Annotated in this window: 15 protein-coding genes and 2 pseudogenes; 8 read left to right on the top strand and 9 right to left on the bottom strand. The window is 67.5% G+C overall.

What is annotated here, in order from left to right:
- Window positions 1-321 precede the first annotated feature (321 nt).
- Window positions 322-510, top strand: a complete 189-nt coding sequence (locus ACIP6U_RS09105; protein WP_401714460.1) for a hypothetical protein — start codon at window positions 322-324, stop codon at window positions 508-510.
- Window positions 511-705: 195 nt separating this feature from the next.
- Here the strand turns inward: ACIP6U_RS09105 and ACIP6U_RS09110 are convergent, their stop codons facing one another.
- The 4 genes from ACIP6U_RS09110 to ACIP6U_RS09125 all read right to left on the bottom strand — a co-directional run bounded on the left by ACIP6U_RS09110 (window position 706) and on the right by ACIP6U_RS09125 (window position 5,662).
- Window positions 706-2,190 (bottom strand): GH1 family beta-glucosidase, encoded by a 1,485-nt coding sequence (locus tag ACIP6U_RS09110; protein WP_401714461.1) that lies wholly within the window; start codon window positions 2,188-2,190, stop codon window positions 706-708.
- Window positions 2,191-2,282: 92 nt separating this feature from the next.
- Complete coding sequence (locus ACIP6U_RS09115; protein ID WP_401714462.1) at window positions 2,283-3,224, bottom strand: carbohydrate ABC transporter permease; 942 nt, start codon at window positions 3,222-3,224, stop codon at window positions 2,283-2,285.
- Between the two features lie 13 nt (window positions 3,225-3,237).
- Entirely contained in the window at window positions 3,238-4,185 is a 948-nt protein-coding gene (locus ACIP6U_RS09120) for a carbohydrate ABC transporter permease (RefSeq protein ID WP_401714463.1), read from the bottom strand.
- 163 nt (window positions 4,186-4,348) lie between these two features.
- The gene (locus tag ACIP6U_RS09125) at window positions 4,349-5,662 is read right to left on the bottom strand and encodes an extracellular solute-binding protein (RefSeq protein ID WP_401714464.1); all 1,314 of its coding nucleotides are present in this window, start codon (window positions 5,660-5,662) and stop codon (window positions 4,349-4,351) included.
- Between the two features lie 285 nt (window positions 5,663-5,947).
- On the opposite strand from ACIP6U_RS09125, the gene ACIP6U_RS09130 reads away from it, so the two are divergent.
- A complete protein-coding gene (locus ACIP6U_RS09130) occupies window positions 5,948-6,964 on the top strand; it encodes a LacI family DNA-binding transcriptional regulator (protein WP_401714465.1) in 1,017 nt (338 codons plus the stop codon).
- 935 nt (window positions 6,965-7,899) lie between these two features.
- Here the strand turns inward: ACIP6U_RS09130 and ACIP6U_RS09135 are convergent.
- Entirely contained in the window at window positions 7,900-9,150 is a 1,251-nt protein-coding gene (locus ACIP6U_RS09135) for a YncE family protein (protein ID WP_401714466.1), read from the bottom strand.
- A gap of 193 nt (window positions 9,151-9,343) precedes the next feature.
- Between ACIP6U_RS09135 and ACIP6U_RS09140 the strand changes: the two are divergent.
- Window positions 9,344-9,466: pseudogene (locus ACIP6U_RS09140) on the top strand (TetR/AcrR family transcriptional regulator); the annotation flags it as partial.
- Window positions 9,463-9,670, top strand: a pseudogene (locus tag ACIP6U_RS09145) (tetratricopeptide repeat protein); the annotation flags it as partial. The pseudogenes ACIP6U_RS09140 and ACIP6U_RS09145, both read left to right, overlap by 4 nt.
- A 116-nt stretch (window positions 9,671-9,786) precedes the next feature.
- On the opposite strand, the gene ACIP6U_RS09150 reads toward ACIP6U_RS09145, so the two are convergent.
- The gene (locus ACIP6U_RS09150) at window positions 9,787-10,800 is read right to left on the bottom strand and encodes a maleylpyruvate isomerase family mycothiol-dependent enzyme (protein WP_401715507.1); all 1,014 of its coding nucleotides are present in this window, start codon (window positions 10,798-10,800) and stop codon (window positions 9,787-9,789) included.
- A 24-nt stretch (window positions 10,801-10,824) separates the two neighbouring features.
- Between ACIP6U_RS09150 and ACIP6U_RS09155 the strand changes: the two genes are divergently transcribed.
- Together ACIP6U_RS09155 and ACIP6U_RS09160 are read left to right on the top strand one after the other, a co-directional pair.
- Entirely contained in the window at window positions 10,825-11,178 is a 354-nt protein-coding gene (locus tag ACIP6U_RS09155; RefSeq protein WP_401714467.1) for a pyridoxal-dependent decarboxylase, read from the top strand.
- Window positions 11,179-11,199: 21 nt separating this feature from the next.
- Entirely contained in the window at window positions 11,200-11,613 is a 414-nt protein-coding gene (locus ACIP6U_RS09160) for a hypothetical protein (RefSeq protein WP_401714468.1), read from the top strand.
- A gap of 220 nt (window positions 11,614-11,833) precedes the next feature.
- Here the strand turns inward: ACIP6U_RS09160 and ACIP6U_RS09165 are convergent, their stop codons facing one another.
- Both ACIP6U_RS09165 and ACIP6U_RS09170 read right to left on the bottom strand, forming a co-directional pair.
- Window positions 11,834-13,033: a serine hydrolase domain-containing protein gene (locus ACIP6U_RS09165; RefSeq protein ID WP_401714469.1), complete on the bottom strand. Its 1,200-nt coding sequence runs from the start codon at window positions 13,031-13,033 to the stop codon at window positions 11,834-11,836.
- Between the two features lie 519 nt (window positions 13,034-13,552).
- Window positions 13,553-14,494: an SDR family oxidoreductase gene (locus tag ACIP6U_RS09170; RefSeq protein ID WP_401714470.1), complete on the bottom strand. Its 942-nt coding sequence runs from the start codon at window positions 14,492-14,494 to the stop codon at window positions 13,553-13,555.
- Between the two features lie 199 nt (window positions 14,495-14,693).
- Here ACIP6U_RS09170 and ACIP6U_RS09175 point away from each other — a divergent pair, with 199 nt between their 5' ends.
- A complete protein-coding gene (locus ACIP6U_RS09175) occupies window positions 14,694-15,536 on the top strand; it encodes a helix-turn-helix transcriptional regulator (protein WP_401714471.1) in 843 nt (280 codons plus the stop codon).
- 382 nt (window positions 15,537-15,918) lie between these two features.
- Here ACIP6U_RS09175 and ACIP6U_RS09180 read toward each other — a convergent pair whose 3' ends face one another.
- On the bottom strand, window positions 15,919-16,818 hold the full coding sequence (locus tag ACIP6U_RS09180; protein ID WP_401714472.1) for an SDR family oxidoreductase: 900 nt from the start codon (window positions 16,816-16,818) through the stop codon (window positions 15,919-15,921).
- Window positions 16,819-16,899: 81 nt separating this feature from the next.
- On the opposite strand from ACIP6U_RS09180, the gene ACIP6U_RS09185 reads away from it, so the two are divergent.
- Window positions 16,900-17,487, top strand: coding sequence for a TetR/AcrR family transcriptional regulator (locus ACIP6U_RS09185; protein ID WP_401714473.1), 588 nt, complete (start codon window positions 16,900-16,902; stop codon window positions 17,485-17,487).
- The last annotated feature ends 226 nt before the right edge of the window (window positions 17,488-17,713 follow it).

Genomic DNA, 17,713 nt, shown 5'->3' on the forward strand with positions numbered 1-17,713 from the left:
GACGGGCACGGCTGGCACATGCTCGTCACTACCCGGGCCAACCATGGTGCTGCCGACGACCGCGGCGTCATCGCCCACGTCACCTCACCGGATATGCGCACTTGGACAGTTCAGCCACCGCTCCGCGCTGTGGGTGCCGGATTCACCCACCTCGAAGTCCCGCAGCTGTCCACCGTCCAAGGAGAGCGGACACTGCTCATTTCCTGCGACACGCCACGGCTGTCCGCAGCCAGACGCCGAGCGGGACAGCGTGGCGGGATCTGGAGCATCCGGGCACCCTCTGTTCTGGGCCCTTATCCGACAAAGGAGGCCCGTCTCGTCGTGGCCGAGTCCCTCCACAGAGGACGCGTCATCCAGGACCGGACCGGTCGAACGGTGATGCTCGCCTTCAACACCACCGACCCCGCCGGCGTGTTCCTGGGCTCGATCTGCGACCCCTTCCTGGTGGGCCGCTCTCCCGAGCACCCCGGCATCGTCCCTCTCAGCCCGAGCGAAGGAACTCCCCGATGAACATATCCCCGCTGCCCCGGCCAGCAGCCTCCCGAGGGCAAGAACGGGACTGATCATCATGGCCCTGCCGACAGGCAAGGCCACCTCCCTCCGGCCGCGACGCGATGCCCCGGGCAAACACCCGCGTGTTCCAGGGATACAGCCCGGCCGGACCACTCCATGGGGCCTGATCCGGCGCGGCGTTCGGTTGCTGAATCACGGGCAGCCTGATGGCTCACCGGGTTTCGGGGAAGCGTTCAGGGCCGGGAGGCTTCCTGTACGAACAACGTCGGCGTACCACTGCGCGCTTGCCTTCGGGATCCGTCTGCCGGTCGGGTAGTCGACGTAGACGGCACCGAATCGCTTGCTGTAGCCGTAGCTCCATTCGAAGTTGTCGAGCAGGGACCACAGGAAGTAGCCGCGGACGTCGACGCCCGCGGCGATCGCTTGCCGCACGGCTGACAGGTGGGCGTGCAGGTAGGCGATTCGCTCCGGGTCCGTCACCTCGCCTTGCGGGTTGACGTAGTCGTCGAACGCGGCTCCGTTCTCGGTGATCATCAACGGCATGGCGGGATGGTCCGTCTTGAGTCGCAGCAACAGGTCGTAGAGCCCAGTGGGGTCCACTGCCCAGCCCATAGCGGTGGTTTCGCCCGCGGGACGGTGGAAGGTAACCCGGTCGGCCCCCGGCCAGGGGCTGTGGTCGCTCACCCCGTGCCCGTCCGCGTTGTGAGCGGCATCGCTGGTGGCCGTGGAGACGAGGGTGGGCGTGTAGTAGTTGACGCCCAGGAAGTCCAGCGGCTGGTGAATGGTGGCCGTGTCGCCGTTGTGCAGGAACGACCAGTCGGTCAGGTGGGCCGTGTCGTCGAGGAGGTCCTGTGGATAGTGGCCTTCGAGGATCGGGCCGGTGAATACGCGGTTGGCCAGAGCGTCGATCCGGCGGGCGGCGTCGGTGTCCTCGGCGGATTGGGTGAGTGCACGCACGTGATGGATGTTGAGCGTGATGGATGTCCGCGCGTCGGAGGGCAGTTCGGTGCGCAGAGCCTGAACGGCTTTGCCGTGGGCGAGGTTGAGATGGTGCGCGGCGCGCAGGGCGGCGACCGGATCGGTGCGTCCGGGAGCGTGGACACCGGAGCCGTATCCGAGGAAGGCACTGCACCAGGGCTCGTTGAGGGTGGTCCAGGTCTTCACCCGGTCCCCCAGCGCGTGGGCGGCCAAGGCCGCGTAGTCGGCGAAGTGGTCGCTGGTGACGCGCTCCGGCCAGCCACCCGCGTCCTCCAGCTCTTGCGGCAGGTCCCAGTGGTAGAGCGTGACGACCGGTTCGATGCCGTTCTCCAGCAGGGCGTCGGTCAGGGCTCGGTAGAAGTCGAGCCCTTTCCGAGAGGCGGGGCCGCGGCCGGTCGGCTGCACCCGAGGCCACGAGAGGGAGAACCGGTAGGCGCTCACGCCGAGATCGGCCATGATCGCGACGTCCTCCCGCCAGCGGTGGTAGTGGTCGGTGGCCACGTCACCGGTGTCGCCGTTGCGCACCCGGCCCGGGATGCGCGAGTAGGTGTCCCAGATGGACGGGGTGCGCCCGTCGAGGGAGGCGGCCCCTTCGATCTGGTAGGCAGCGGTCGCTGTGCCCCAGGTGAATCCCTGCGGGAATCGGTTGAGGTCGGAGGTGTCCGGGGTAGGCGCGACGCGTCGGGTAGCGGTGGTCACGTGACTCCTTCCAGAGATGGTGCTGCGCGGGAGGCGCGAAGCTCGACGGCGGATGGCGAAGGTCCTGTGTGAGACAGGGGCTGGAGGGGTGTTCAGCCTTTGACGGCGCCCTGCATGATGCCGCCGACGATCTGGCGTCCGAAGACGATGAACATCGCAAGGAGGGGCAGTGTGCCGAGCAGCGCGCCTGCCATGATCAGAGACTGGTCGCGGACGTATCCTGCGCTCAGCTGTGTGAGGGCGACGGGCACTGTCGGATTGGTCATGTCGAGGACGATGAACGGCCAGAAGAAGTCGTTCCAGGCGTGCACGAACGTGATCATGAAGAGTACGGCCATGGGCGCGCGGGCGATGGGCAGCACGATGCTCCAGAAGATGCGCAGGGAGTGTGCACCGTCCACGCGGCCGGCCTCGACGAGTTCGTCGGGGAGCGCCTCGGTCAGGTACTGCCGCATGAAGAACACCCCGACGGCACTGACGAGCGTGGGGAAGATGACAGCGGGCAGCTTCTGCCCCCAGCCCAGCTCCGCCATCATCATGAACAGCGGGACGACGCCGAGTTGGGGTGGCACCATCATGGTGCCGATCACGAGCATGAGCAGAATGTTGCGGCCCTTGAAGCGGAGTTTGGCGAACGCGAAACCCGCCAGGGTGGCGAAGAGGACGGTGGACAGGGAGATCACCCCGGCCACGATCATGCTGTTGAGCATGGCCTTGCCCAACGCCGCGTCCTGCCAGGCTTTGGCGAGATTGTCCAGCAGGTGGGGGCCGGGCAGGAAGGGCGGTGGTGTCTGGGTGACGCGCGTGTTGTCGGTCGACGCCGCCACCATCGTCCAGTACAGCGGGAAGAGGGAGAACAGCGCTGCGATTCCCAGCAGGATGTAGGCGACGGGGCCCGCATGATGCTGGCGTCCGGCACCCGGGTGCCGGAAGAGTCGCCGGCCCTGTCCACGGGAGGTGGTGTTCCTGCGGGCCTTCGGTGCGGTCTTGGACGGCGCGTCCGCTGTACGGACCGGGATGCTGTCTGTGGTCATGATGATCTCCCGGTCACGCCCTGCGCGCGAGGACGCGCCTGACGACTTGTTGGACAACGAACACGGCGATGAGCAGGAGGAACATCGCCCAGGCGACGGTGGCGGCCCGGCCCATCTGGTAGTTCTTCCAGCCCTCCTCGTACAGCAGCAGTCCCAGCGTCTGGTACTGGTTGTCGGCTCCGCCGGTGATGCCGTTCGGGCCCTGGCCGAAGATCAGAGGTTCACCGAAGAGCTGTGTGGCGCCGATCGTGGACAGGACGATGGTGAACACGATGGTGGAGCGGATGCCGGGGACGGTGACCTTGAGGAACTGCTGCCAGCGTGAGGCCCCGTCGATCGCCGCAGCCTCGTAGCGGTCGCGGGGGATCGCCTGCATCGCCGCCAGGTACAGCAGGGCGTTGTAACCGGTCCAGCGCCAGATGACGATCGAGGAGATCGCCGTCTGCGCCGCCCACTTGTTGTTCTCCCAGTCGATGTTGTCCACGCCGACCAGGTTCAGCATCCAGTTGATCATGCCGAAGTCGCGTTCGAAGAGCATGGTGAACACCAGGGCGGCGGCGCCCACGGAGGTGGCGTAGGGCGTCAGGGCGGCTACGCGGAAGAACGTGGAGCCGCGCAGTTGGTAGTTGAGCAGGTGGGCGAGTCCCAGAGCCATCATCAGCTGCGGCACGGTCGACAGCACGCCGATGGTGAAGGTATTGAACAGTGCGTTCCAGAAGCGGTCGTCCTCCCACAGCGCCGTGTAGTTGTCGAAGCCGACCCACTGCATGACGTTCAGAGTCGACAGTTCGACGCGGTGCAGGGAGATCCACGAGGTGTAGATGAGCGGATAGAAGCTGAAGGCGGCGAAGACGATGAAGAAGGGGGCGACGAAGGCGTAGGGGGCGCCGCGCACGTCGAGGCGGTGCAGCAGCGTGCGCCGCCGAGCCCGGTCCTCGCCGGTGCCGTTCCCGGTCGGCACGGTGTGGACGGGGGGTCCGTCAGAGGGTGTTGAGGTGGAGATGGCCACCGGAAGGCGTCCTTCCTGGAGGGTGTGAGGAGCGGGCGCGGGCCGGGCCCGGCGGCCCAGGCGGGCCGTGCGTGAGACGCCGGGCGGCGCCACGGGTGGGCTGCGGTGTCCCAGGTCAGCCGGCGGCCTTCTCGATGCGCTCGTCAGTGGTCTTCCACGCCTCGTTCGGGCTCTTGTTCTGGGCTTCGATCAAGGTCAGGCCCTGCGAGAAGATGTCCTTGATGGTGCCGTCCTTGCGGCCCAGCACCTGCTCGTCGGGGATCTCTTTGGCTGCGGCGCCGAAGATCTGGCCGATGGGTGCGCCGCTGAAGTAGTCGGACTTGGCGTCCACGACGTCGGGCATCGCCAGGGCGGTCTGCGACGAGGGGAAGTTGCCGATCTTCTTGAAGAGGTAGGCCTGCTGTTCGGGGGCGGTGAGCCAGGCCACCAGCTCCTGCGCCTCCTTCTTCACGGGGCTCTTCTCCATGACGCCGAGGAACGATCCGCCCCAGTTCGCGCCCTGAGGTGCCTTGGCGACGTCCCACTTGCCCTTGTTCTTCGGTCCTGCCTTCTCGCTGATGTGGGCGAGCATCCACGCCGGGCAGACGGTGGTGGCGAAGGTGCTGTTGGCCAGGCCGGGGTCCCAACCGGGCTGGAACTGGCGGAGCTTGGCGGTGAGACCGGAGGTGGCCGCCTTGGAGGCCAGCTTCCAGGCGTCCTTCACGACAGGGTTGGAGGCATAGATCAACGTGCCCTGCTTGTCGTAGAACTGCTGGGAGTGGCCGTAGATCATGGCGTTGAACAGTCCGCTGGAGCTGTCCATGAACGCGACCTTGTCGTCCTTGGATCCCTGCTTGAACTGCCTGCCCACATCTACGTACTTGGACCAGTCGCCCTCCCACAGCTTGGCGACCTCGTCACGATCGGTCGGCAGACCCGCCTGCTCGAAGAGGTCCTTGCGGTAGCAGACCGCCATCGGGCCGATGTCGGTGCCGAGACCGATGACCTTCTTGTCCGTGGTGGTGACCTGGCTCTGCTTCCACGGCAGGAAGTGGTCCGTGCCGGACACGCCGGCCAGGTCGACGAAGTTGCTCTTCTGGGTGTCGGCCAGTTCCTTGGCTCGACCTATTTCTATGCCCTGGATGTCCTTGAGCCCGCTGCCCGCGGCCAGATGGGTCTGCAGCGCCGTGTAGTAGGTCTGTTCGTCACCGGCGACGTCGGCCTTGATGACGACGTCCGGGTGCTGCTTCATGTACTTGTCGAGCAGTCCGGTCTCCTTGAAGCCCATGACGCCGAACAGCCCCATGGTGATGGTGACCTTGCCGTCCTTCTTGCCTCCGCCCGTCCCGCCGCTGTCGCTGCTCCCGCAGCCCACGACCAGGCCGAGAGCCGACACGACCGATACGGCGGCCACGGCTCGTGTACGCGACCTTCTTTGGGCCTTGTTCATCCAGTCCTCCTAGCGGCGGCGCTGACGCACCGGAGCTCGAGCCCCACGGTCCGCTCCGAGGGCCCGATATGTCATAGTGGGTACGTTCCCAACATGTGGTGGGAACGTACCCACCCAGGGTCCCGAAGCGTGACGGCCCCCTACGACTCCTGTCAAGAAGGTGGATCCGCTTCGTTGCGGAACGATGTCCTGCCGACCCGCCGGAACCCCTCCGGGAGCCTCACGAGGGTCTGACACAATGCGCAGGTGAAAGCCGGTGGGACAGCTCGCGAGCGAGGAGATGCCATGGGGGGCAGGCAACGCCCGACCATCAAGACCGTGGCCGCCCGCGCCGGCGTCGGACGCACCACGGTTTCACGAGTCATCAACGGCTCCGAACTCGTCAGCGAGAAAGCCAGAGCAGCCGTACTCGCCGCCATCGCCGAGCTGAACTACGTCCCGAACTCCGTAGCCCGGGGACTCGTGACGAGCCGAACCAACTCGGTCGCCCTCGTCATTCCCGAGTCGGAGAGCCGACTGGGCGCCGAGCCCTACTTCTCGGCAGTCATCCGCGGGGTCAGCACCGCGCTGGCCGAGACCCGCACGCAACTGCAACTCGTCCTCGTACGCGATCAGGCCGAACGGGACCAGCTCACCGAGTCGGTGGCGGAGCGACGGGTGGACGGCGTACTCCTCGTTTCGGTCCACGAACACGACCCGCTGCCGGCAATGCTGGAGGAGATGGGACTGCCCACGGTGCTCGCCGGGCGCCGCTCGCCCGAGGAGTCGCTCAGTCACGTGCACTCCGACAATGCAGGCGGGGCCGCGGCCGCCGTCGAGCACCTGCTCAGTCGAGGCCGCCGGATGATCGGCACGATCAGCGGTCCTCTGGACATGGACGTGGCCCGTAGCCGGCTTCAGGGCTGGCGTGAATCACTCAAGGCGGCGGGCCACGAGGTCCCCGAGCGGCTCGTGGCCTCATCCGACTTCACCGAGGAGGGCGGCGCAGCCGCCATGCGTTCACTCCTTGAACAAGTCCCCTCGCTTGACGCCGTATTCGTCGCCTCGGACGTCATGGCTGCGGGTGCGCTCGCGGAGCTGCGGCGGCAGGGGCGGCGCGTTCCCGACGACGTCGCGGTGGTCGGATTCGACGACTCCATCATCGCCCGGCACACCAGCCCACCCCTCACCAGCGTGCGCCAACCGGTCGAGGAGATCGGCACCACGATCGCCCGCATTCTCCTGACGGAGATCGACGACCCCGAAGAGCCCCGTCGGCATGTCATCCTCCCCACCGAACTGGTGGTGCGCGAGTCGTCATAGGCGGGGCACGTCCCCCGAGGTTCGGGGCGTTCGGGGCGAGGCACGTCGAATTCGGAGTTCACTCACTCGTATCCACATCCGGCACTCGTGCCGATGACACGGGCATAACTGAGTCGACTGGAGCGGGCTCTGCCGAGCGACGCATCTCAAGAGACTCCCTCCGCCGCGCCGATGCCTTACCACACGGTGACCGAGCGCAGCAGCAAGGCAACCGGGCTGACTGGACAGGCGGGTTCTGTACGTTCGGCGGCGCTTGGTGAGCCCGCTACTGCGGCGCCGGTCCTACCATTCGGGCCAGCAGCGCCAGCAATCCGGTGACGGCCGCCCTCGAACGACCAGCTACGTTGATCCCGATGCCCTCGTCTGCAAACGCGACGCCTGCGGATCGGTCGCCGAGGCGTTGACGAGGACTACACGGTATGCCGTAGTGACCATCAAGAGATTTCGCTGAACCGCGCCAGGTGGCGCGAGCAACAGGCTCCAGGATCGCCGCATCGCCCGATTGGAAGCACAACTGCTGGACCACACCGACGGCGGTTGAGCGCCGTGCTCGCCTCATGCCTCGGCACCCGCTTCCGGCGTCCGGACGGGGGCCGTCGCTCTCCCCGTCCGCATGCCTTGAGGATACGGCCCCCGGACGTGGACGAAAGCGCCCAGCCGCTCACTGGTGCCGGGATTGCGCAGTTGCGTGATCAACTGCTCCAGCTCACGACGCCTCCGCCCGTAAGCCGCCTGGTCAGCGAGCAATGTGCGAAGTTCCACGAAGGCTCGTCGCTGCGTCCCTTCATCACAGCGGTCAAGGCCGTCTTCCACGTGGAGTGCAGCGAGCCCAAGCGCGCGGGCTGTCCGATCGCCAAGCGCCTCGGCCTCGACTTGATGCGCATGCTGCTTGACCCGGGCAACCGGCGCAGTTCTTGCCGAAGTGCGGCAGGGTGTCAGCTGCCGGTGCCGGTCCAGTTCGCCGCCACATGGCCGAGCCGGATCCGCTGCGGATGGTCGCCCACCGGCACCGAGAGGACCTTCTGTCCGGTGGCGAAATCGATCGCGGTGATCTGGTCGGCGCCGCTCTCGGAGATGACGCAGTCCTTGCCGTCGCCGCTGACCGTGGCCCAGTAAGGCTTGGAGGCACTGACCAGGGGGCCCTCCTGGAGGGTGGCCCGGTCAACCACTGTCGCGTAGTCGTCCATCGTGCCGGCCACGCACAACTTGACCCCATCCGGGCTCATCGAGAGGCCGTGGTGGCGCGAGTCGTTGACGAACGTGGTGCGGTCGTCGCTGGTCGCAGGGTTCTTCGGCAGGGTCTTCGTCCGGGTGATCCGGTCCGAGGCGAGGTCGTACTCGAAGAAGCCGTTGAAGAACGAGACCTGGAAATACAGTTTGGACTCGTCCGGCGAGAACACCGCCGGGCGCACGGCGTCCGAGTAGTCCGTGAGTCCGATGGCGTCCAGCCGCTGTCGCATGTCGATGATCCTGACCTGCTTGTAGGTGGTCGCGTCGACGACGGTGATATGCCGGTCGCCCTTGGTGAAGTCCTGCCACGGCGCATCCTGCGAGGTGTTCACGTCGCCGATCGCCATGTTGTAGATGTACTTGCCGTCCTTGGTGAAGATGTTCTCGTGCGGCTTGTCGCCGGTCTTGAACGACCCGAGCTGCTTACCGGTGACGATGTCCAGGACGTGTACGGTGTTCGAGATCGACGCCGAGACCGCGACCCGCTTCCCATCAGGCGAGACGGCCATGTGGTCCGAACGGTAACCGGACACCGGGAAACGCCAGTTGATGTTCCCGGTGGCCAGGTCGATGGAGACGACGTCGGCGAAGCTCGGCCGCGAGACGACCACCGACGCGCCGTCCGGCGTGGTGTACATGTCGTCCACGAACTGGTCGTGGCCCTCGCCCACCCCGTTACGGATGGCCATGAAGTAGATCCACTTGATCAGATCAGCGTTGATCTCCGCCATCCGGGCGTCCTTGTCGGGGATCACGTTGATCCGGCCGACCTTGGCGAAGTCACCGCTGGACTTGACGACGTCGGCGGTGCCGTCCCAGTTGTTGCCGACGAAGAGGACTTCCCGCAGCGCGGCGGTCGAGGTGTCGGCGGCGGTGGCCGCGGTCGCCGGGGCGGCGACGGTCAGGACGAGGGCGGCGGCTACGGAGCAAAGGTGCCTCGATCTGAAGGCAGGCATGCTGCTCTCTCCTCTGGGTGGCTGAAGGCGTGGGGGCAGGGCGGAAGAGCCGCCCGAAACTGAACACCGTTGCGTTCAGATTGACTTACTGGAAAGTAAGGACGAGGAGCCCTACGCCACAAGACTCTGTACACGACAAATTTGGCGGCGGGGAGCACGGCCGACGAGAGTGGGCCGGTGACGGGCAGGCTCCAGAGCACCGACCGGCCATTACGCCGGCGAGTCGGCCGAACAGCGGAAGGCCGAGCGCCGGGGAAGACTCCTCAACGCGGCGCTGCGGTTGTTCGGCGGCGGGCCCGGATACCGCGGGACCACGCCCTGCTCGCCGCCGAAGACTCCCTCCTGCGCGACGACGACCTCGGCCCAGTAGCTCCCGCGTCAGCGGCCCCGCCGCCGACACCGTCGCCAGCCACAGCGCACGCACGCCCACCGACGTCGCCGACGCATCGGCACCGAGCCACAGCACCAGGACGCCCTGATCCGCTGGGACCCCGAGAAATACCGGTCCGTCCACGCCCTGCTGGCGATGCGGCGTTCGAAATCGTGCGCCAGACCCGGGCTTCGCGTCAGGTGGGCGCGTCCAGCGCGCCGCGATCACCCGATCGGGACTCCCGGCCGAGGCCGGAAGCGGATTTCTCACAGCACGCTGTCGAGGCAGGTCCCCGCAGAACTGTCGACGTGCGGACGCACACGGTCGAGAAGGGCTGCGATCCGCCCGAGCACACCGATCGAGTTCACGTCATCGCGTACGACGACCTCGACACGAGCGCGGGCCTCAACTCTCCCTACGGAACGGATAGTTACAGCCCGATCTGTCGGCCCCTGGGAGCTGGAGCCGTCCGGCTTGCCCACGCCCACGGAAGGAAGACGTCCGCCCCTCGAAACCCGTGCTCTCCTCGATGCCGTGCGTTGAACCAAGTCCTCGCAACACACGCGAATTGACAATCCATCAGCTCGTCTACGGCGCTGTGAAAAGCGCCGGGATGCGTGGGCCCAGCCACGATTTGCGGCCCCAGAAAATGACCTTGGCGGGGTGTCGGTGACCGTGGGCACGCCGTCCGCGAAGGTGACGGCGAAGCGGTCGCGGCCGGTCCGCACCAGATAACACGCCCGGTGGTCGGCCGCGCCGGCGCTCACGACACGCGGCATGGCCAGTCGCATGAAGGGCAGCGTGAACGCGACCACCTCCCGGTCGACCATGTGCGGCCCACGCACCGCGGCCGCGATGTCGTAACCGTGCCCGAGCAGGTGCGTGAGCAGGTACGAGCCCAAGGTGGCCAGATCCATCGGCCCCATCGGCGTGAGCACCCCTTCCCGCGGGCTGCGGCCGGCCGCGGCCGCGACGAAGGCCCGCGCCTGGGCCGCGATCTCTGCACCGAGGACCGCAAGATCTCGCTGCGGGAAGGCGGCCAGGGAGGCGCGGTTGGCCGCCGCCAGTCCGGCCGGCGACCCGTCACCGTAGGGACGGTTCTTGCCCGCCCCGATGTCCGCCATCAGCTCCCCCGCCAGCGCGAGGTGCGCCGCTGCCTCTCCCACCGTCCACTCGGCGCCCGGCAACGGCGTCCGCGGGTCGGCACCCGACCCCAGCAGCACCGCGATCCGGTCGGCGGTGGCCACAATGGCATCCTCGGGTGTCATGAACGCGATCATGTACACGCCCGGACGACCTGACCAGTGCCTACCGGGCCCGCTCAGTCAGCAGCAGTCCCGTTCGTATGCCCCCGCAGCGGGCTGCGGCCGTTCCTGTTGGTGGCCACCGCCGACACCACCGACACCGTGGACCCGCTGCCCCAACTGGCCGAACTGGCCCGCCGCGAGGGCGCGTGCTTCCACGTCGACGCGGCCTGCGGAGGCTTCTTCCGGCTCACCAAACGCGGCTCGGAGCGATTCGTCGATATGGAGGATGCCGACTCGATCATCCTCGACCCGCACAAGACGCTGTTCATGTCGTTCGGCACCGGCGTCCTGGTCGTCCGCGACCCCACCTCCCCGCGTGCCGCGCACGACGGCACCGGCAGCTACCTCTAGGACATACAAGCGGCGGGCAGTGTGCCGGACTCCGGTCATCTCGGGCCCGAAGTAACCCACGAGATCCGCGATCCGCTGGCTTGTCTTCACCTGCATCTGCACGGCGCGGACGCCTTCCGGGAGGCCCTGGAAGAGAAGCTCGATCTGGCGGCACACGTCCACGACACCCTGTCCGGCATCACCGAACTGGAGGTCCCGCAACGCCCCGACCCGTCCACCGTCATCTTCCGCGTCCGTCCCACCGACGAGAGCCCGGGCGCCGCCGAACGGGCCGACGAGGCAGGTCGCCGTCTGCTGGAGCGGATCAAGGCCCACCGGCGCGTCGTGCTCTCCAGCACGGTCGTCCACGACCGAGACACCCTGCGCGTCTGCGTGGTCTCCCACCGCACCCACCACGAGCGCATCACCGAGGCATTGGAGATCATCACTACCTAGGCCAGGCGCGGCAGATAGCCGCACGCACGTTCCGCGTCCCGTGGCCTATCAGAAAAGGCACGACAACTCCCCGTACATACACAGCAGTTGGGCCTGACCATCTGGGGCATCGGTCAAGCGAGTTGAGGTTCAGGGAGGGCCGATCGATGCACGTGGCCAAGGGAGCCGCGAGTACGTTTCGCGTTGTGATCCAGAGGCGACTCTCGCGGAGACACGCAGGTCAACCAAGAATGGCACAGTTGACCGCGTCCATCAGTGCCGCGCCCGTCCGGTGCGCCTGCCTGCTGAGGGTGGACGTGGCGAAGAAGAAGGCGGCCGTGCGACGGCCGGTGGGATCAGTGACGTTGTAGGTCGCATAGCCCGGGACGACGCCGACGTGGTCCCAGACCGTGCCGCAGGAGGTCTTCGCCGTCTCGATGCCCAACCCGTAGCCGAGCTCTTCCGGATCCCCCGGTCCGCCTTCCGGCACGGTGGTGCGCATCTCTGTCAGTTGGGCGGCGGGCAGCAGGCGGCCCGACATCAGCGCGCCGTAGAAACGGGACCACTCACCGGCGGTCGACACGATCGCGGCATCCGCTCCGCTGGCGGTGACGTAGTCGCCGGTGACGTCCACATGGTCGTCGTGCTGCGGTCCGGCGTAGTTCCTGAACTCCTCGGGGACGTCCGGCGGCATGTGGGCGGCGTCAGGTTCGTAACCGTGCGCGTGCCGGTGGTGCCAGGCGGCGCCGGTGGCGTAGAAGGTGTGCCGGAGCCCCAGGGGTCTAGCGATCCGGTCCCGCACCAGCGCCGCGAGGCTCCTACCGGTGACTTTCTCCAGAACCGCGCCAATCGCGATGTAGTTGGTGTTGCTGTACGACCACTCGGTGCCGGGCTCGAACAGTGCCGGGTGTCCGCTCACCAGGTTCAGGATCTCCGTCGACGTCCATACGTGCGAGTCCCGGCCGGTGAGGGCCGGTGCGAGGGCCGGATCCTCGGTGTAGTCGAACAATCCGCTGGTGTGGTTGAGCAGCATGCGCAGGGTGATCGCTCCGCCGTTGCGCACCTGGCCGGGCAGCCATTTGTCGACCGGGTCGGTGAGGGCAAGTCTGTGCTCGGCGACCAGTTGCAGGACGAGGGTGGCCATCACCGTCTTGGTGTTGGACGCTTCTCGCACCTCGTCGTCCGCTCTGAGCAGATGGTCCTCCTTCGTCCAGGCGGCCTGCTCGGAGATCTCGATGGGCCTGCCGTGACCGTCGTCCACCCGCACGATCACTCCTGGCACTCCTTCGTCCACCAACTTCCGCGCCAACTGCTGCAGTTGAGCGCGCGTGGAAGCGGTGCCGTCCCGTTGGACCGCCGCAGTCTCGCGAATCACCTCCGCGCTCGCCGGGGTCGCAGCGAGGGGCACGACAAGGGCCGCGGACACCACGACTGTCGCCACTGCGCGAAATCTCGTCCGTTGCGAGCGTCGTCGATAACACACGTTCACACGCAATTCACGCTCCTTCGAGAATCCGGGAAGGCCGTCGAGCACCATCGCGGTACGAGAAGAAGTACACGGAACTCCACCCGCCGAGTCGTCGCCCGTTCCTGGGGCGAAGCCGACTCCGGCGGATCCTGCACAGTCCTGGGAGACTAGCCGAGGGCGGGGTGAAAGAGATGAGTATCGGCCCAACCGTGTTCTCCTGGGTGTCGTCCGCGAAACGGCCGACAGCAGGCCGTCGACGCACTGGCATACAAGAGCGGCTACGCCACGAACCTCGCCGACGCCCACGAGTTGCTCGACGACGACGCGACGCGTACGAGAAGGCGATCTTGGACCGCTGCCCCTCCCCCGTCGGCCTGTTCATCATCGACATCGCCCACCGATCGCGGCTTCCCGCCGCAGGTTGATTAAGACCGCCCCGGTTGGGCCTGGTGGCGTACGAGCGCTCCAGCCCGGCACGGCCCATCGGCCGGGCTATGCCTGGAGGCGTAGCCCGGTGAGCAGTTCGGAGGTGTGCCACACACGGGCGGCTTCTTGCGTGCTGGTGAGGCGGCTGTAGAGGTTTTGCTCGGCAGGCGGGCCGCCCAGGTGGAGCGGCCCGCTGGGCCCGTAGAACCGACCGGGCCGGGCGTCCGGGGACGTGGCGGCGTACAAGGCGGGGAAGTTCGCACTCTCGACCGTTCCGAGGAGGATGCCCCGAGCGGACAGGAAACGGATCACACGGACACCGAGGGTGTCCCTGTCCCTCCCCACCTCGGGCCGGGCGGCCAGCAGGCTCGTCGGTGCGATTCCAGGGTGACAGATGTTGCTGGTGATGCCCCAACCGCCTGCCTCGCTGCGCCGGTTGAGTTCCAGGGCGAACAGTCCGAACGCGATCTTCGACTGGCTGTAGGCGCGCCGGCCGTTGTAGGAGCGTTCCCAGTTCAGGTCGTCCCAGTTGATGGCGTTCTGGTTCGCCGCGATGCTGACCTGGGACGTGACCCGGGCCTGACCGGCCCGCAGCAGCGGCAGCAGATGGGCCACCAGGGCGAAGTGCCCCAGGTGGTTGGTGCCGAACTGCAGCTCGAATCCTTCGGCGGTGGTCTGCCGGTCCGGCGGAGTCATGACACCGGCGTTGTTGATCAGGAGGTGGACGGGCCGGCCCTCCCCGATCAGCGTCTTGCCGAACGTCTCGACCGAGGCGAGCGAGGACAGATCAAGGTTTCGCAGCGACACCTGCCCACTGGGTACCTGCTGACGGATCTTCGCGAGCGCCGCCTCGCCCTTCAGGGGATTGCGTACCGGGAGCACCACCTCCGCGCCTGCAGCGGCCAGCCATGCCGCCATGCCCAGCCCGATACCGTCACTGGCACCGGTCACCACAGCGCGTTTGCCGGACAGGTCCGGGACGGGAATGTCGATGGAATCACGCAGCATGCGTACTCACTCCAGAGGTCGTGTCGTTTCCTCCACTGTCACGGTCGCCGCCGTCGTTATGCAGGGCCTGTCAATCCCCCGCTACGGCAACGAGTCCGCAGTTGAAGGCGTGCGAAGGGGGGATTACCAGGCCGTGGATACCGACTGGCATGGGCGGTAGAAATGATGATCCAGGAACCAGAAGGCGAATGAGGAACAGATGGCGATCGACCGGACTGGGCTGGCGGAATTCCTCAGGAATCGCCGGGAGGCGTTGCAGCCCGAAGACGTCGGTCTCCCGCGCGGGAAGCGGCGCCGGACGAGCGGGCTGCGGCGGGAGGAAGTCGCGATTCTGTGCCACATGTCGACCGACTACTACGCGCGGATCGAGCGCGAACGCGGCCCTCAGCCGTCCGAGCGGATGATCGCATCCATCGCACAGGGCCTCCACCTGTCCCTGGACGAACGCGACCATCTGTTCCGGCTCGCCGGACACACCCCGCCGCCTCGCGGAACGGACAGCGACCACATCAGCCCCGGCCTGCTGCGCATCCTCGACCGCCTTGAGGACACGCCCGCGGAGATCGTCACCGAGCTCGGCGAGACCCTGCGCCAGACACCGCTGGCCGTCGCGCTCACCGGCGACCTCACCCAGTACGAGGGGCCGGCCCGCAGCCTCGGCTACCGCTGGTTCACCGACCCCGCCACCCGGGCGCTTTACGCCCCCGACCACCACCCCTTCCTGACCCGTATGTTCGCCTCGGGCCTGCGTGGGGCGGCCACACTGCGTGGACCCCACTCCCGCGCGGCTGGACTCGCCGAACTGCTGCTGGCCCAGAGCGAGGAGTTCCGGCAGGCGTGGCAGGCCCACGAGGTCGGCATCCGCCCCCACGAAACCAAGCGCTTCATCCACCCCCAGGTCGGAGCGATGGAACTGACCTGCCAGACGCTGCTGGACCCCGACCAGTCACATCTCCTGCTCGTCTACACCGCCGTTCCCGGCAGCGAGAGTTACGAACGGCTGCAGCTGCTGTCCGTCATCGGAGCGCAGCCGCCCCGCTGAACGTCAGCGCTGAAGAAGCACAGGGAACTGGGACACCTGGCTCACGCACACGGCAGCATTCTCCGGTCCAGCAACGCGCCGCCCCTCGCGGCTGCTCGCCCTCCGCCGCTCTTCGTACCGCGTCGCGCGCCAGCACCGTCCGGCGGGGGTTCGGGTGACTGCCGCTGGTCACCTTGGGCGCCGTGTCAAGATCCACGCCGATGCCGCATCCGCCGGCAACCACGACCACGGCACCCTCGTCAGTGCTCCGGTGCACGGCGACGGCAGCTCTGGTCCCGCCCCGGTTTCGCGTCACGCGGCCGGACGGCGTTGGCGACTTCGACTTCGCCGGGCAGCGCGAGGAGATCCTCGCCGCGATCAACCACTCCCCCGCCGATGCCGGTCACGCGTGACGTGTGACAGGGGCACGGCCGGTCCGGTCCGGGTAGTGCTTGCGGAGATCGGAGTTGGTCATCCGGTCGAGCATGCGGTCGGGAAGGACGCCGGAGGCGCGGACGAGGAAGCCCGACATCGCGCCGATGGTGTAGCGGGCGCGGGGCCGACGGGTGGTCGCGGCCTTCGCGATCGTCCGGGCGGCGGTCTCGGAGGTCACGCCTGCCTTGGTGAACGCGGCGACGTGGGAGGGGATCGCCTGGGTCAAGGCGCCGTAGCGGGCGGTCTGGTCCGCGGTCATGGCAGCGCTGAGGCGGGCCAGGGTCGTCAGACCGAGGCCCGCCATCTCGGTTTTGACACCGCCCGGTTCGACGACGACCACCTGTACGTCGTGCGGGGCCAGTTCGTTGCGCAGTGCGTCGCTGACCGCCTCCAGAGCGAACTTGCTGGCGGCGTAGGCGCCGTAACCGGCCATGGAGACCTTGCCGTTGAGCGAGCTGATGTTGACGATGCGGCCGCGGCTGCGCACCAGCGCGGGAAGCAGTGCCTGGGTGAGGGCTACATGCCCGAAGACGTTCACCTCGAACAGGCGCCGCCATTCGTCGAGCGGGATCATCTCGATCGGTCCGGCCATGGGGAGGCCTGCGTTGTTGATCAGGGCCCGCAAGGTGCGGGCCTGCGCGTCGCCGTCGATGCGTGCCGCCAGCGCCGCGATGTGGTCCTGACGGGTGATGTCGAGGATCACCGGCTCTATGCCGGTGTCGAGGAGGGCCTCGCCGTCGCTGTCACGGCGGACGCCGGCGAGAACGTGAAAGCCGCGGCGGGCCATCTCCCGTGCGGTGGCGGCGCCCATTCCGGTCGACGCCCCCGTGACGACTATGAGTTCTTGAGTTTCAGATGACTTTGTCACCTCAATGAGCCTGCCGCATCGAGATGACGATGTCAACCGACTCAGATGACTGCGTCATCACGAATGGACTAGGATGCACGCATGATCAGCCGTGCCGAATCGGCCGCCGCCACTCGCCGCGCCCTGCTCGACGCCGCGGCCGGCCTGCTGGACCGTGGCGGCCTCGAAGCGGTGACCCTCCGCGCGGTCGGCGCGGAAGCCGGAGTGACCCGCGGGGCGCCCTATCGGCATTTCCCCGACAAGGAGAGCCTGCTGATTGCGATCGGCACGCAGGCCTGGGACCGGCTGGGCGACCTGACGCGGGACCTGCGCGCCGATCCCGCTCTGCCGGCCGCGGAAAAACTGCGCGCCGGAGTCATCGCGCTCATCGACATCGGCCGCTCCCAGCCGCACCTCTACAAGCTGATGTTCAGCAATCCCTCCAGCGACCCCACCGCGCTGGCCCGCGCGGCCGAGCCCAGCCAGGCCGAGTTCCTCGCCATCGTCGCCGACCTGGTCGGCGAGCAGGACGCCCGGAGGTACGCCGCACTGCTCATCAGCGCCGCGAACGGCGTCGCCGACATGGAGGCGAGCGGCCAACTGCCCAACGAGAAATGGGGCGAGGTCCGCGCCGAGGATCTCATCGACACGCTCGTCACGATGATCGCCGGCACGGGCCGGAACTCCTGACCGGGCAGGCCGGTCAGACGATGGTGAGGGCCGCTGCACGGTGGGGAGGCCCGTCCTCGTGGAACCACGGCAAGTGCGTAACCGCTCGATGTCGTCCTACCCGCTGGCCTCCCAGGCTGGCCGGCGGGATCCATCTCCCCGGGCGACGTCGCGGGGGATTTCGCGCCCAGCGGCGTGCTGGGTGCGGCTCAGGACGGACGGCGTCACCTCCACGGATGTACGAGCG

The sequence above is a fragment of the Streptomyces sp. NPDC088794 genome, from assembly GCF_044750545.1.
Lineage (GTDB): Bacteria > Actinomycetota > Actinomycetes > Streptomycetales > Streptomycetaceae > Streptomyces.